Below are 12,909 nucleotides of genomic sequence, written 5' to 3'. Positions count from 1 at the left end.
AATCAGTCACTACTAAAAATGTAAATTTTTTTATTCATTTATTTTGTTAATTATATATGTAATAAGAAAATAAATTTTCAGAACCACAGCTGATCTTATATTATTGGGAATTCATGTGGTTGAAGAATTTAATTAAGATAAAACTGATTTGATTAGAAAAAATCATAGCCTGATAAAAAAGAATATAGAAATAAATATGACGATAACAACAGGGGTTTTCCTAACCCCTGTGCCAAAAATATTATTTTATCGTCAGCGCAGGACACCCACTTGATGCCATGCATCAGTGACAAGATTTGAAACATTTTTACCAAAGAGCTTGCAGGCATTACTTACCGTTAATTTAGCAAAATCATCAAAATTTGCTTTGTTAGACAGATTATTATCTGTCAAAGTGCTGTACCAGATTTTACCTGCTTGCTCCCATGAATACCCTCCTAAAGCTGTTGCTAACAGGTAGAATGCTCTATTTGGAATGCCTGAATATTTATGAACTCCGCCGTTGTCATTTGAAAAAGGAAGATCTTCATACTGATCCATATGACCTATTTGATCATCATCTGAATACGCAGCTCCCGGCTCCTTGAACGAACGCAGGGCAAGATTTGGATCATTATTAGGGTTCATTTTTGGCCCGAAGATCCCCTGACCAATCAGCCAGTCAGATTCGCCTGCTTTCTGATTATTCGAAAATTGTTTCACCATAATACCGAATACATCTGAAATAGACTCGTTGAGAGCACCTGCTTGATAGGCATAGTCCAGATTTGCTTCATATTGAGTGACACCGTGTGTCATTTCATGGGCGGTAACATCAATACAGGATGTGAAGCGATTAAGATACGACTTCATACCGTCACCAAAAACCATCTGGTTGTCTGCCCAAAACGCATTTGCATAATTTTCAAGATAATGTACTGTAGCGACTAACTTAAGTCCTTTATTATCAATTGAGTTACGGCCAAAAATTTCTTTATAGAATTGATAAGTTATACCAAGATGTTCATAGGCTTCATCAACACAAATATCCTTACTTTCAGAGGAGTCTTCAGTCCGTACTGTTTTTATACCTGGATACTTATCTGTATTTTCGGCATCATATATTATTCTATCCAGATTCTCATTATCTCCTGGATTATATATCAGTGATGAACTTCCCATGCCAGCATAATAATTCATTAAATTATAAGTATGATTTAAAGCTTTTAATATTGGAGCCTTATCATTTTCATCGCAATTTTTAATAATATATTCGAATAAATTTGGAGGAATAATGTTGTGTATCGTATTTTTGTACATAGTGATACCCCGATTTATTTTTAGATGCTGTGTATTTTTTGGGATCCCAATTAAATTATTAGCCTAAGTCACAAGGTTTTCTACTAATTAAATGCTTTTTTCTTATTTTGTTTTTATTAATCTATAAATATAACAAAGAGCTAAAATGGCTATTTGATATTAATTATATGATTAAGATGAAATTAATTTAATGTTGATGAATAATACTATATTAATGTTTTTTCTGCTGTTTTTTTAGGTAAAAGAACGCCAACTTCTTTCCAACACTCTTTGGTAATGTGGGCGATATTCTTGCCAAATAATCTTTCTGCACTCTTAATAGTTAATGTAGCGAACTCATCAAAAGTGGCATATGAAGATAAACGATTATCTAATAAAGTTTCATACCAGATTTTTCCAGCTCTCTCCCATGAATAACCTCCCAGTGCAATTGCAAGTAAGTAAAATGCTTTGTTCGGGATCCCTGAATATATATGAACTCCTCCATTATCCAGCGTAATTGGTAGCTCTTCATATTGATCCATATGAGCAACCTGCCTATCGTTGGAAAATGCTGTACCCGGCCTTATAAATGAGCGTAAGGCAATATCAGGTTTATTCTCTGGGTTAAAACGAGGACCCAGTATTCCTTTTCCCAGTAACCAGTCGGATTCATCCGCTCTTTGATTATTGGCATACTGTTTTACCATTATGCCAAATGCATCTGAAATAGACTCATTCAGAGCACCAGACTGGTAGGCATAGTAGAGATTAACTTCATTTTGAATAACTCCATGTGTTAGTTCGTGTGCTACCACATCAATAGCAGAGGTAAAACGATTGAAGAACTGACCATCGCCATCACCGAAAACCATTTGCTTTCTTGACCAAAAAGCATTTAAGTAATTTTTACCATAATGAACAGTGGCAACTAATTTCAGCCCTTGGTTGTCAAGTGAATTGCGATCAAAAGCCTGACTATAAAACTCATGAGTTTTTCCAAGGTACTCATAGGCTTCATTAATGGCAATATCGTCGCTGTCAGGCATACCTTCACTTCGGATTAATTTCTTTCCGGGGAACTCTTCTTTCTGTTCTGCATCATAAATAGTTCTGTGTAATTTTATTTTTTCATCATGTTTTATCTCATATTCCGGCTGTGGAATACCTTCAAATTCCGTAATGTTCATTAAATTATAAACATGATCTAATGTTTTTAATACATATTGGTTAGTACACTCGTCACAGTGATTGGATATTTGTTCTAAGACAAATGGAGGAATTAAACTGCATCTATTAATTGCTTGTCTGTCCATAATTATCCCCTGTTTTGTCAGTGCTATGTTTATTGTTTTGGGCGCCCATTTGCATACTATCGATAATTAAAGTGATAGTCATTAGGGTAAATATTGACTTTTTATAACAGAATATTGTTAATGGAATGCTATCAATAAATTTATTAATCTATTGATATAAAATCAGGGTTGTAATATATGCAATTAAACTCAAGATGCGTAGCCAGCAAAGAGATAACTTGAAAGTCGATGTGTATATTAAATTTTAAATTTAGATTAGAGTAGTGATAAATAGCCCAATACATATTTATACTATTGGGCTACTCTCGGATTTATTTATATCCAATCTTTTTTTATCAGAAATGATGTATAGAGCTCTTCTTCGGAAGAATTTGGCTCAGGGGAATAATTATACTCCCAGCGAACTAAAGGAGGCATGGACATCAGTATAGATTCTGTTCGTCCGCCACTTTGCAGACCGAACAATGTTCCTCTATCCCAGACTAAATTAAATTCAACATAGCGACCACGGCGATATAATTGGAATTGCCTTTCCCGCTCTCCCCAGCCGATATCTTTTCTTCTTTCAACAATAGGTAGATAAGCTGACAGGAAACCATTACCCACAGCTTGTGTGAAATTGAAGCAAGTATCAAAATCGGGGCTATTTAAATCATCATAAAACAGCCCGCCAATACCGCGAGGCTCATTACGATGCTTAATAAAGAAATAATCATCACACCACTTTTTATATGTGGGATAAATATCCTCACCAAATGGCTGGCATAACGTACTGGCAACAGTGTGCCAGTGAACGGCATCCTCTTTAAAGCCATAATAGGGAGTGAGATCAAACCCGCCACCAAACCACCAGATGGGGGACTCGCCTTCTTTTTCTGCAACAAAAAAGCGTACATTAGCGTGACTGGTTGGAACATAAGGGTTCTGGGGGTGAATAACAAGGGAAACTCCCATTGCCTGATAGCTGCGCCCCGCCAGTTCAGGGCGGTGAGCTGTTGCTGACGAAGGCAGGGAATCTCCGGTTACATGGGAAAAGTTCACGCCTGCCTGCTCAAAAACCTTACCTGATTTTAAGACACGGCTGCGTCCGCCACCTCCTTCCTCCCGTTGCCAGCACTCTTCGATGAAATGGGAATGATCATCCAGACGTTCAAGTTGTTTACAGATTTCGTCCTGTAATGAGAGGAAAAAAGTCTTAACTTGAGATATATTAGCTATATTCATAATTAAAGCATAACCATTTGATATTGTTTAAATAATTGTAATTATTTAACGAGATTGTTTTTATTTGTTTATGCAATTGTTTATACATAGAACGCTGAACAAACCTATAAACAAGACATAAGATAAGAACAGTGTAAAAGAAAAGACAGGAAAGAATAAGAGTGAATTTGTGCTCAATAAAACGAGGCTAATGTGCTAACCGTTCTGATCTTGTGAAGAAGTTGCGGTTTATCTCGCTGAAAGTTTTTAGGAGGGACAATTACGAATGTTACTGCTAGTGAGAAGATACCCACGGCTATCTTCCCGATGATTTTCAAGTGGTGGATTACTATTTTTATGATTTATCCCGAACCTTGCGTTCAATCAATTCACCATACGAATCAAAATAGCGACTCGGCCAGATTTCAGAGGGATGTATTTCGAGATAGTTAGCAATAATCCATTCGCCTTTCGGCCACGGTCTACTAAGAGTATTTGCCAGTGTAGATGAACTAAGGCCAGATTCACGAGAAACAGCCGCTAAGGTAGTACCACGCTTACGTAATGCGGCGATAATGTCGGCTTGATGCCAATCATTTTTAACATTATTCATTCCTGTTACCCCTTCCATTAATTGAGAAAATTGATGGTGGCGATTCAAGCAAGGTTCGCATTACCGGGCTAAGATTCCGGTGAGGCCGAAGCCTCCCCTGCCTGAATCACCATTGAAAGGGTGAACGAGGTCACTGGTAGAAACTTCCTACCAGTGTTCTTAGCTCAGGGATGCGAAGCCCTGACCACTAGATTTTGCTAATGGCGGGGCTACTTTAACTGATTGGTTTATCGGACTCAATAAGCGAATCAGTATAAACGCTTAACTTTTTACGTTATATGCTGTCCAGATGAGATTTGATACCTTTGCTACTCTAGATTCAAGCAAATATGACAGTCAGCTCAGTGCCAGATATAGTCATTCACACCCTGAGAGTTACACTGTGAGGTAATTCAGGGTAATTTACTGTTATTGGAAAATAAGAACCTATTACGACGAAGCAAAATACTTACTGGCACTCAAAGATCGAAATTTGCCTTTGCTTAAAGATTAAAAAGTTTGGCGAGTGTTTCAGGGTGTGAAGCGGACGTTGTTGAGACAGTACTATGCCAATAAATTTTTACTAAAATGCTGCAACTCTCTAAGACTCTGGTCTGATCACTTAACTAGCATTGACGCAAGACCTGCTTGAAATTAGTATTAATATAAATTCCTTCAAGCTAATGATTTTTTTATGAAAAAAACAGGAAGAATTACCTTAGGATGGTGGAATACGAGTCTGTCACCCAAAACAAGGGAAAATCAGGCTACAGAAGAACATAAGTCATATGTTGCGTCCATTTTGTTTCATTTGCTCAATGAAAGATGGGTAGACATAATGTGTTTATGTGAAGTAACTCCTGAGGATATTGATAACATATCAGATGTATTAGGCGAAGAATTTAGTATCTATAATGGTGCGTTTAGAGAAAAGAAAAAAAAGTTTGATATCTGCGTAATTTATAGAATCCAAGTCGTTAAGTTCGTTGAGTCTAGTTTGGTCAGCAGGCCTCACCAGACAGGTAAAACAATTTATGCTGGTCAAAAGGTTGAGTTTGTTATCAATGAAACAACTGAAGCCTTGGTTTTATTTATAGCCCATTGGTCAAGTAGGCTATATGACTATGTTGACTCTCCCAAAAAAGCCCAGTTAGGTATGTTGCTCCAGACAGCTATACATGACTGTATTGATAGTAAAAAAAATAAAGTTATAGTTTTAGGTGATTTCAATGAAGAGCCTTTCAATGAAAGCATTACAGAGCATTTGGGTGCATCACGTGATATAGCATTGGTAAAAAAGCGTCCAGGGCTTTTATACAACCCATTCTGGCGTCATCTGATGTATGCGGCATTGCATCCTAATTCAAATACAACAAGTATTCACGGTGGGACATACTACTATAAAAATGATGATTCAAGTAGATGGAAAACATTTGACCAAATGATGTTTTCTTCCGAGTTTATCGCCGGTAAGTCTTGGCATTTGAACGAAACCGAAACAATGGTGTTCAGTGATTCTAAGCTTATTGGATATATTAACAATGCAAAATCAAAATTCGATCATTTACCTATTTTATCAGTAATAGAGAGGGTCAACAATGGCTGATTTTAGACAATCATTTTCAACGGGAGTCGCAGCAGCGCAAGCTGCCGCTGCAAATAAAAAAGAGATAAATGATTTAATTATGGAGGTTAACAAACAACTTAAAGAAACTTACGATGGCAAAGTTCATTTTGGTGTTTGGAATCTATCAAAGAAATTGCGCAAAAAAGGCACAGTGACAAATGTATTTGTGGATGCATTCAATCTTGATGTGGTGGAATACCAAGGGCTATGCATAACCAATTCCGACAACAAAGAACCAATAGCATTAGTTGAATGGAAAATATCGGAGAATGGATATCCCTGCATTATAAAATATGATGATAGAGATGCTTACTGCTACAATAAAGAAGATCTAGTTACTGAGTTTTCAACTTTGCTCAGTGATGTTAAAACAGGTAAGGCTATTCTTAAACAGTTAGAAATTTTCTCTGAAAAAGGACAAACCACATAAATAGTTTGCACTAGATTGAATGTTATTTGCTAATGGATGTGGCTATAACCAGTCCTGCGCATTTCTACCTAAACCTAAACTAAAATTGATGACTACAAAAGCTCCTGTTCAATTATGTGGTAATTGTCTAACCTACCAACGTCAGCTATTCGCTCATAGCTGACTATCAAATTTAGTCGCACTTTTCTACAGAACACGTCAGATAAAGCAGCGACTAAAATAATAAAAAATCAATTATATATCTAAACCCCATCAAAGCTAGTCAGTCGCTGCTGTTGTTCCTCATTTAAGCTAAACGCAAATTCTTCATGCTCTGCCTGCCATGTACCAAAACTCATCAGGAACGCAATCGCCGGATCTACCTTGTTCGCAGATTTCTTCTTATTCGGTTTGATATTGGCGTTCGCGTCCGTTTCCATCACCACATTGGACATCGCCCACGCGAGCACTGGATCACCATTGTGACGAATGACTTTACGGTTGACAAACACCTCAGCAGATTTTGCCACGGGGCTAAAGCGCATGTAAGTTTGCGGAAACGGCTCAACATCCAGCCCTGCACCCTGTAGTTGAGTACGTAGGTGTGTGGCGTTCCATGTATCAAAGCCCACCAGCTTGATATCAAAGTGCTGGCTGTCTTTGAGAATATCATCACGGATACGGTCATAATCAATGCAATCACCTACCGTGGTGCGTATCCAGCCTGCCTGTACCCATTGGCGATAAACAGCCCGGTTCTTATTGGCCGGGTTCTGTAGCTGGGCTTCCGGTAAATAATGACGGGTCAGTAATAACAGTTCGTTATCCACGGGGAAGATGTAGCAGACGCTGGTGATATCGCCTGTGGAAGAGAGATCCAGTCCGGCGTAGCACTCCAAGCCTTTGAGGTCGTTTTCATCGTATTCTGTCTGGCAGGCTTTCCATGCGCCTTCGCCCATCCACGGTGTTTCACCCTGACACCAGATATTAAAGCGTTTGGTTAACATTTCCGTCCATTGTGAGGGAATGCCGCGGGCTTTCTGTATCGTGTCATGCAATGCGTCACTGTCTACCGAGACATTGAGATTGGGGTTAGCCTTGATCCAAAGTGTTTCATCATCAATTTCGTTCTCGTCGTCCAGCTCGTAGATCAACGCAAACAGTGATTCGTTCAGTTCTTCTCCGCTCAGTATCTGGCAACAATAATCATAGTGCTGTTTACAGGCTGAGATCACGTTACTGCCTGCTGTCGTGATGGCAAACAGAATGCCTTCGGGACGTGCGCCCATTCCCAACTCAAGCGCAGAATACACCGCGTTATCAGGGTGTAAATGATATTCATCGACAATTGCCAGACTGGGATTAGTCCCTTCAATGGTGGCGGCTTTGGCTGCCAATGGTTTTAACAGGCTGTTGCTCTTTGCATAAGTGACTTTGTGTTGTTGGACAGTCACCCGTTTTTTGAGCGGTTTTGATAACAGACACATCTGGCGGGCATCATCAAACACGATACGCGCCTGATCACGGCTCACGGCGGCGGTGTAGATATCCTGCTGCCCGTCCTCCATCACCAGAAACCAGTTAGCCAGTATCGCGGCAACGGTAGATTTAGCATTTTTGCGCGGTACCTGAATATAGGCACTGCGGTATTTCCGGCGACCGGTGGCCTTCACTTTGAAGCCGAACAAGTTGGCAAAAGCGAACTGCTGCCACGGTTCAAGCATAATGGGTTTGCCCCGCAAATGGCCTTTGACGTGAGGACAGTAGCGGGAAAATGCAATAAATCGTGCCACTACATCAGAATCAAACACATAAAGCGGGTTATTCAGATCGTTGAGATAGCGTTTCACGGCCTGTTTTACCCGTTTACAGGCCGGAATTGTGCCATTTTCGATATCAAAAGCGTATTGTTCCCATGAGTTCATAGTCGGTCTAGCTCGTCCTCTTCTTCGGTTTCCACCGGATTTTTCCGCCGTGATACCGGATCAAAACCCAGCAATGAGGACATTTTTATCATGATTTTTTCTGCATCAGCCTTTGCACTTAGTGACGGATTGCGGCTCTCGCTGCCCTGACTGTTGACGATACTAAAACCCCTGATATCAAGGTCTGCCACCGCTTTTCGGTAAATGGCATAGTTAACGCAGTAGAGTTCTAAATTGTTCCAATCAGCGGCGTTCAGGTCTTCCCGCTCGCTTAAGATTTTGCCTTTGGCTTTCCATTGACTGGCGGCAATCTCATTTAAATAAGTAGGCGGTTTCGGTGCTCTTGCCATAATGTTCTCTGTTCCTTGTGATTTATTTTCAAAAAAATTGCCGTGCGTAAAAATTGAAGGAGGGGGCGGTTCCGTTCAGAGGGGCATTTGTCATTTTTGATACCCCCACCCCGTTATTTCAGTTTGTTATTATTCCGAAGTGAACCAACCGTGCCGCTTCTGCTTCCTGTTCCTGATAGCTTCCCTGTTTGCGCTTGGCTTTGGTGATGGGGTCTGTCTGGACGGTCTTACGGTTATGGCAGGCATGGCATAGTGCTTGATGATTGAAGGCAGGCCAAAACAGCACATCCGCTTCACCCTGTATCGGGATGATGTGATCCACAATGGTGGCTGGTGTGTAACTGTTCTGCTTGAGGCAATGCACACATAAGGGATGCGTTTTGAGATACATCAACCTGTATCTGCTCCATCGGTTACTGTAGCCACGTTCGGTACGGGTGCCGCGCTGCCTGTTCTGTTCCCGCCGATGTGCCTCACAGCGACCGGACTTTACCCGTTGCTTACAACTCGGATAACTACAACGCCTTAATGGTTGCCACGGCATCAGTAGATCCCCACATCACGATAGACAGACCACAGTGATTTGATGGTAAAAGGCACTTCTTTCAGCTCAACATCTGTCACCATTTCCCGATTTTCATACAACAAGCCGATATAGAGCAGGCAACCGACTTTAATCGCTGGGGTAAAAGCCAGATTATTACCAAAGCGTTTACCGATATGTTGCTGGCAGACTTCCAACGCAGCGGCGGCATAGTCTGTTAATAAGCTATCATCAAGGGTGTAACTTCCTCCAGTCGGCAATGCTGTTTGATTTCACTCAGGGGAATTTCAATCTGGCTCATCGGAATATCCCTCCCTTGCACAGCAACTCTAGGCGGGTGTATTTCGCATCGGGGATGACCGCCATAATGCTAAAAGCGGTGCCCGTCGTGTTCGCTCCGTGAAAGGTAATGCTGTTCGCTGTGGTCACATCAGCACGATAACGCAGCCAGATACGCACGGTGGCTTCTGAGAACACCGCGCCGGAGGCCACCAGCTCCCGCCCGCTAATGGCTTGGACTTCTGCCCAGACCGTGGCTAAATCCACCCAGTTGTTGAGCACTTCACCAAATTTACCCCGACTGGCTTCATTTTTTTGGATTGTCACCCGGTGCCGTAATCTACCTGCTCTCATTCGTTACTCTCCTTGTCTTGTTTGATTTCCACGGTTTGCTTCCATGCCTGACTGAATTCATCGCCACCGGTACGGGGTGATAATCCCTCGCGTTCACGGGCTTCATTCGGGCACATCACGCCGGATTTAATCGCGGTTTCATAACTCTGAAAGCGTTCTTTCGGATTGGCGCGAAGCAGATCGGCTGTGTCGAATTCGACTTGGTAGCGAATGCCTTTTGTTGGTGAATTCATCAGTAAAGCGAATTTGATTTGCTGCTCGAAATTGGCTAACCACGGGCGCATAGTGATTGTCAGAAAAGCACGGGAAGCCTCGCTAAAGTTACTGTAGGTACTGTTCGAATACTCTTGCAGAAAGATCGGACTGACGTTGAACATACGGGCGATATCATCAATGGTGAAACGGCGGGAGGACAGCCACTCCGCATCCTGATTGCTCATGCCTAATTGCTGGTACTCCATCCCGCCTTCAAGTATCGGTGTTTTGCCTGCATTGCGAGCGCCTTTATAGCGTTCAAGGGCTTCCAGTGCCTTATTCCCTTTGATGCCATCCAGCCAGTCAGCGGCTTTAATCACGCCTGCTGCCATCATGCCCTCTTTCATAATGCTTGCCCCGTGGCGCTGTTGCGCCAACCCCAAACCCAGCGTTTCCCGGCAAATCGTGACAGGCGAGCGCCCCAAAAAGCCATCTTCGGTGGCATAACGCAAATGCAACACTTCTTCCTGTAGATAGGTTTTGACTTTGCCGCTATAGGGTTCGGTAATGGTATAAGCAAAGCGGTGATCGGATAATCGTTGCGGTACAACCGCTGACGGCGGGTAAGGGTGTAATGATTGTGGCTGTCCGTCTTTTCCCCAGACGATGACCGCATATGCATTGCCATTTAACAGGCAATGACGCATCAGGGTTCGCTTAAACTGAAACGGGGTCTGGCAGTCGTTCGGGTATTCATTGAGCAAATAATCAACCGGATGATCGCTCAACCATTCGCGGGATTCTTTCCCGTTCTGGTGCTGAACCCGATAAAGATAGCAGGGCATGGTGGCAATAGCTTCACTAATCACGGTGACGGCATTCATTACTGCGGGCAAACCCTCGGCGGTCGAGGGGGAAACATGTTCGCCCGATTTAGTGTTAGTTATGCCTGCCAGAGAAAAAAATTCATCTACCGTCATGCTACGTCGTTCTGGAGAATTTCGCTTAAAAGGCCACATCATCACACCTCAGACAGTCGCAGCCAGTAATGATACAAATCCGCATTGCAGAGCTTCACCGCATTTAGCGAACGTTTGGCAATCTCTACGCCGCTTTCAGGATAAGCAGGTAAGCTAGTGATCGTGATTTCTCGTAGTTCCGCTTCCAATACTGTTCTGATATACGGCTCTTGACTTGTATCCCATTGATCTTTGATTGCTCTGAATCCAAAACTCATTCCGGCAATATCACCCCGCTCAACCAGTGTCAGCACATCGCGTCCTAGCTGCGTATCAGGCGGGGTGAGTTCGAAACGTAATCCGGTGGCATCCTCACTCAATTGCAATGTACCGGACGTAGTGCGGCCTAACAGGTTCATATGATCATGCTCATACAGTGCTCTGATATCAGCACTTGCCGCTAGACTGGCGCTAAAGGCGTTAGGGGCGAACTGTTCGACAAATTCATCCCACAAGACTTGTGATCGGCTGTTCCACTTAATCACATAACCGGTCAATTTCTTATCATTGGTAGATAATGAAGCGGTACGGATTTCAAAATCATTCTTCATCGATAAACTCCAATATTATCAAGCGGCTTTGATTTCCAGCACCTTGATTGCGTTGGAGTCCACCAGCCCACCGCCCAAATATTTATCGGTGTGTACCTTATAGAATCCCGGCTCGGTGATATTGTCGGGGCGAGTACGAATGCCCGTTTGATGGTCAGCGATGAAGTAACCGCGTTTGAAGTCACCTAGCGCAATGATGTTATCCGGCATAAATTCGAGATAGTGGACAGGCAAGCCCAGCAACATATCAGGATCACCCGCTTGCAGACGTTCGCGCCAGATGTAATCGCCATTGCCGTTTTTTAGTTTTTGCACTTTGGCGGCGGTCGTGGAGTTCATCACCCACACCGCATTTTTACGGTATTTGTTTTTGAGCAAGAATTTCAGGTCAATCAGGCTATCGGCTTCAAGACTGGTTGCTTCCAGCTTTTGTAGTGTACCGAACGCACGTACCTTGTCAGCTTGGGTATCACGGGGATAAGACAGAAAGCCTTTCGCTTTTTTGCTACCGTCACCGCTAACCAGATCTGTTTCTTCGGTATCAACGAAAGTATCTGCGATCTCAGCAGTTAGCCAGCCTAAAATATCCACATCACTAAAATCGATAATCTCTTGCGTGGTTTTAGGGTAGGCATAGACAGGAAACAGCTTGATGCTGACTTCTTCCATCTTCGGCGTGGCAGTCTCACTGCGTACTTTTCCTTCTTCCCCATGAGCAACCGCTGCGCCCCCGACCGAAACAAGCTGTTTATACTCGTTGCTGCGTGTTGTCTTAATCGTACAGATCCGGCGCATGACCGACTCATCAGCCAGTTGCTGCATGATTTGTTTGTTCAGCTCAGGGATAACGGTATAGCCGCCGTCTGCGGGGACGCCTGTAGACAGAGAACGGGCTTCACCCGTCAGAATATAGTGGCGCAGTTCATCATTATTGAGTGTTTCACTGGTTGGCTGAGTCTTTGCTTGATTGCGTTCTGCATCAGATAAAGCCTCATAACGGGCAATTTCCGTATTCAGGTTATCGGACTGGCTGCGCAGCTCGTCGAACTGTTTGGCTTCATCAGCATTGAGTGAGCGTTTTTCATTTTCGGCTTTGGTCAGCAGCGAACGCATTTGTTGGGTTAAATCGGCTTTCTGTTGGCGTAATTCGAGTAGTTTTTTCATGGTGTTTTTTATATCCAGTTTTTCAGTAAAAGATATTTAACAACATGAAAAATAATAAAAAAGCCCTCACCAGATGAAGGCTAAGCATATGAAAACATGAATA

The 12,909-nt window shown here is 42.5% G+C and carries 13 protein-coding genes and 1 pseudogene; 2 read left to right on the top strand and 12 right to left on the bottom strand.

The genetic code is table 11. The annotated features are described in order from the left end of the window. Positions 1-252: 252 nt before the first annotated feature. From AACS92_RS06615 to AACS92_RS06600, 4 genes are all read right to left on the bottom strand, one after another. Entirely contained in the window at positions 253-1,299 is a 1,047-nt protein-coding gene (locus tag AACS92_RS06615; RefSeq protein WP_099110571.1) for a M4 family metallopeptidase, read from the bottom strand. A gap of 206 nt (positions 1,300-1,505) precedes the next feature. Then, positions 1,506-2,594, bottom strand: a complete 1,089-nt coding sequence (locus AACS92_RS06610) for a M4 family metallopeptidase (protein WP_099110569.1) — start codon at positions 2,592-2,594, stop codon at positions 1,506-1,508. Positions 2,595-2,909: 315 nt separating this feature from the next. Continuing rightward, positions 2,910-3,818, bottom strand: a complete 909-nt coding sequence (gene hemF, locus AACS92_RS06605; RefSeq protein WP_099110568.1) for an oxygen-dependent coproporphyrinogen oxidase — start codon at positions 3,816-3,818, stop codon at positions 2,910-2,912. A gap of 334 nt (positions 3,819-4,152) precedes the next feature. Next, complete coding sequence (locus AACS92_RS06600; protein ID WP_099110566.1) at positions 4,153-4,410, bottom strand: helix-turn-helix domain-containing protein; 258 nt, start codon at positions 4,408-4,410, stop codon at positions 4,153-4,155. 673 nt (positions 4,411-5,083) lie between these two features. On the opposite strand from AACS92_RS06600, the gene AACS92_RS06595 reads away from it, so the two are divergent. Beyond that, a complete protein-coding gene (locus AACS92_RS06595; RefSeq protein WP_099110565.1) occupies positions 5,084-5,995 on the top strand; it encodes an endonuclease/exonuclease/phosphatase family protein in 912 nt (303 codons plus the stop codon). Beyond that, on the top strand, positions 5,988-6,446 hold the full coding sequence (locus AACS92_RS06590; RefSeq protein WP_099110563.1) for a hypothetical protein: 459 nt from the start codon (positions 5,988-5,990) through the stop codon (positions 6,444-6,446). The genes AACS92_RS06595 and AACS92_RS06590 overlap by 8 nt, the downstream gene beginning before the upstream one ends. 242 nt (positions 6,447-6,688) lie before the next feature. Here AACS92_RS06590 and AACS92_RS06585 read toward each other — a convergent pair whose 3' ends face one another. From AACS92_RS06585 to AACS92_RS06550, 8 genes and pseudogenes are all read right to left on the bottom strand, one after another. Further along, on the bottom strand, positions 6,689-8,350 hold the full coding sequence (locus tag AACS92_RS06585; RefSeq protein WP_099110562.1) for a terminase large subunit: 1,662 nt from the start codon (positions 8,348-8,350) through the stop codon (positions 6,689-6,691). Then, on the bottom strand, positions 8,347-8,700 hold the full coding sequence (locus AACS92_RS06580) for a phage terminase small subunit P27 family (protein ID WP_047685603.1): 354 nt from the start codon (positions 8,698-8,700) through the stop codon (positions 8,347-8,349). The genes AACS92_RS06585 and AACS92_RS06580 overlap by 4 nt, the downstream gene beginning before the upstream one ends. A gap of 118 nt (positions 8,701-8,818) precedes the next feature. Further along, entirely contained in the window at positions 8,819-9,244 is a 426-nt protein-coding gene (locus tag AACS92_RS06575) for an HNH endonuclease (RefSeq protein WP_099110560.1), read from the bottom strand. Continuing rightward, positions 9,244-9,545: pseudogene (locus AACS92_RS06570) on the bottom strand (head-tail connector protein). Before AACS92_RS06570 ends, AACS92_RS06575 begins: the two are co-directional and overlap by 1 nt. Beyond that, the gene (locus AACS92_RS06565; RefSeq protein ID WP_099110559.1) at positions 9,542-9,877 is read right to left on the bottom strand and encodes a phage head closure protein; all 336 of its coding nucleotides are present in this window, start codon (positions 9,875-9,877) and stop codon (positions 9,542-9,544) included. The pseudogene AACS92_RS06570 and the gene AACS92_RS06565 overlap by 4 nt, the downstream one beginning before the upstream one ends. Further along, positions 9,874-11,091 carry a phage portal protein gene (locus tag AACS92_RS06560; protein ID WP_369800394.1) on the bottom strand — a complete coding sequence of 406 codons (1,218 nt, stop codon included), beginning with the start codon at positions 11,089-11,091 and terminating at the stop codon, positions 9,874-9,876. Before AACS92_RS06560 ends, AACS92_RS06565 begins: the two co-directional genes overlap by 4 nt. A gap of 2 nt (positions 11,092-11,093) precedes the next feature. Beyond that, the gene (locus tag AACS92_RS06555) at positions 11,094-11,642 is read right to left on the bottom strand and encodes an HK97 family phage prohead protease (protein ID WP_099110556.1); all 549 of its coding nucleotides are present in this window, start codon (positions 11,640-11,642) and stop codon (positions 11,094-11,096) included. Between the two features lie 18 nt (positions 11,643-11,660). Further along, positions 11,661-12,806, bottom strand: coding sequence for a phage major capsid protein (locus AACS92_RS06550; RefSeq protein ID WP_099110555.1), 1,146 nt, complete (start codon positions 12,804-12,806; stop codon positions 11,661-11,663). Positions 12,807-12,909: the final 103 nt, after the last annotated feature.

This window comes from Xenorhabdus sp. KJ12.1, assembly GCF_963876495.1.
Lineage (GTDB): Bacteria > Pseudomonadota > Gammaproteobacteria > Enterobacterales > Enterobacteriaceae > Xenorhabdus > Xenorhabdus stockiae.
Note: the sequence above shows the minus strand (reverse complement) of the source record. Positions and strands in the feature narration are given on the sequence as shown.

Bases quoted from the DNA above. Each gene is read 5' to 3' on its own strand.
- AACS92_RS06565 (WP_099110559.1), bottom strand. From the start codon at position 9,877: ATGAGAGCAGGTAGATTACGGCACCGGGTGACAATCCAAAAAAATGAA.
- AACS92_RS06600 (WP_099110566.1), bottom strand. From the start codon at position 4,410: ATGAATAATGTTAAAAATGATTGGCATCAAGCCGACATTATCGCCGCA.
- AACS92_RS06580 (WP_047685603.1), bottom strand. From the start codon at position 8,700: ATGGCAAGAGCACCGAAACCGCCTACTTATTTAAATGAGATTGCCGCC.
- AACS92_RS06560 (WP_369800394.1), bottom strand. From the start codon at position 11,091: ATGTGGCCTTTTAAGCGAAATTCTCCAGAACGACGTAGCATGACGGTA.
- hemF (WP_099110568.1), bottom strand. From the start codon at position 3,818: ATGAATATAGCTAATATATCTCAAGTTAAGACTTTTTTCCTCTCATTA.
- AACS92_RS06585 (WP_099110562.1), bottom strand. From the start codon at position 8,350: ATGAACTCATGGGAACAATACGCTTTTGATATCGAAAATGGCACAATT.
- AACS92_RS06610 (WP_099110569.1), bottom strand. From the start codon at position 2,594: ATGGACAGACAAGCAATTAATAGATGCAGTTTAATTCCTCCATTTGTC.
- AACS92_RS06575 (WP_099110560.1), bottom strand. From the start codon at position 9,244: ATGCCGTGGCAACCATTAAGGCGTTGTAGTTATCCGAGTTGTAAGCAA.
- AACS92_RS06595 (WP_099110565.1), top strand. From the start codon at position 5,084: ATGAAAAAAACAGGAAGAATTACCTTAGGATGGTGGAATACGAGTCTG.
- AACS92_RS06550 (WP_099110555.1), bottom strand. From the start codon at position 12,806: ATGAAAAAACTACTCGAATTACGCCAACAGAAAGCCGATTTAACCCAA.
- AACS92_RS06615 (WP_099110571.1), bottom strand. From the start codon at position 1,299: ATGTACAAAAATACGATACACAACATTATTCCTCCAAATTTATTCGAA.
- AACS92_RS06555 (WP_099110556.1), bottom strand. From the start codon at position 11,642: ATGAAGAATGATTTTGAAATCCGTACCGCTTCATTATCTACCAATGAT.
- AACS92_RS06590 (WP_099110563.1), top strand. From the start codon at position 5,988: ATGGCTGATTTTAGACAATCATTTTCAACGGGAGTCGCAGCAGCGCAA.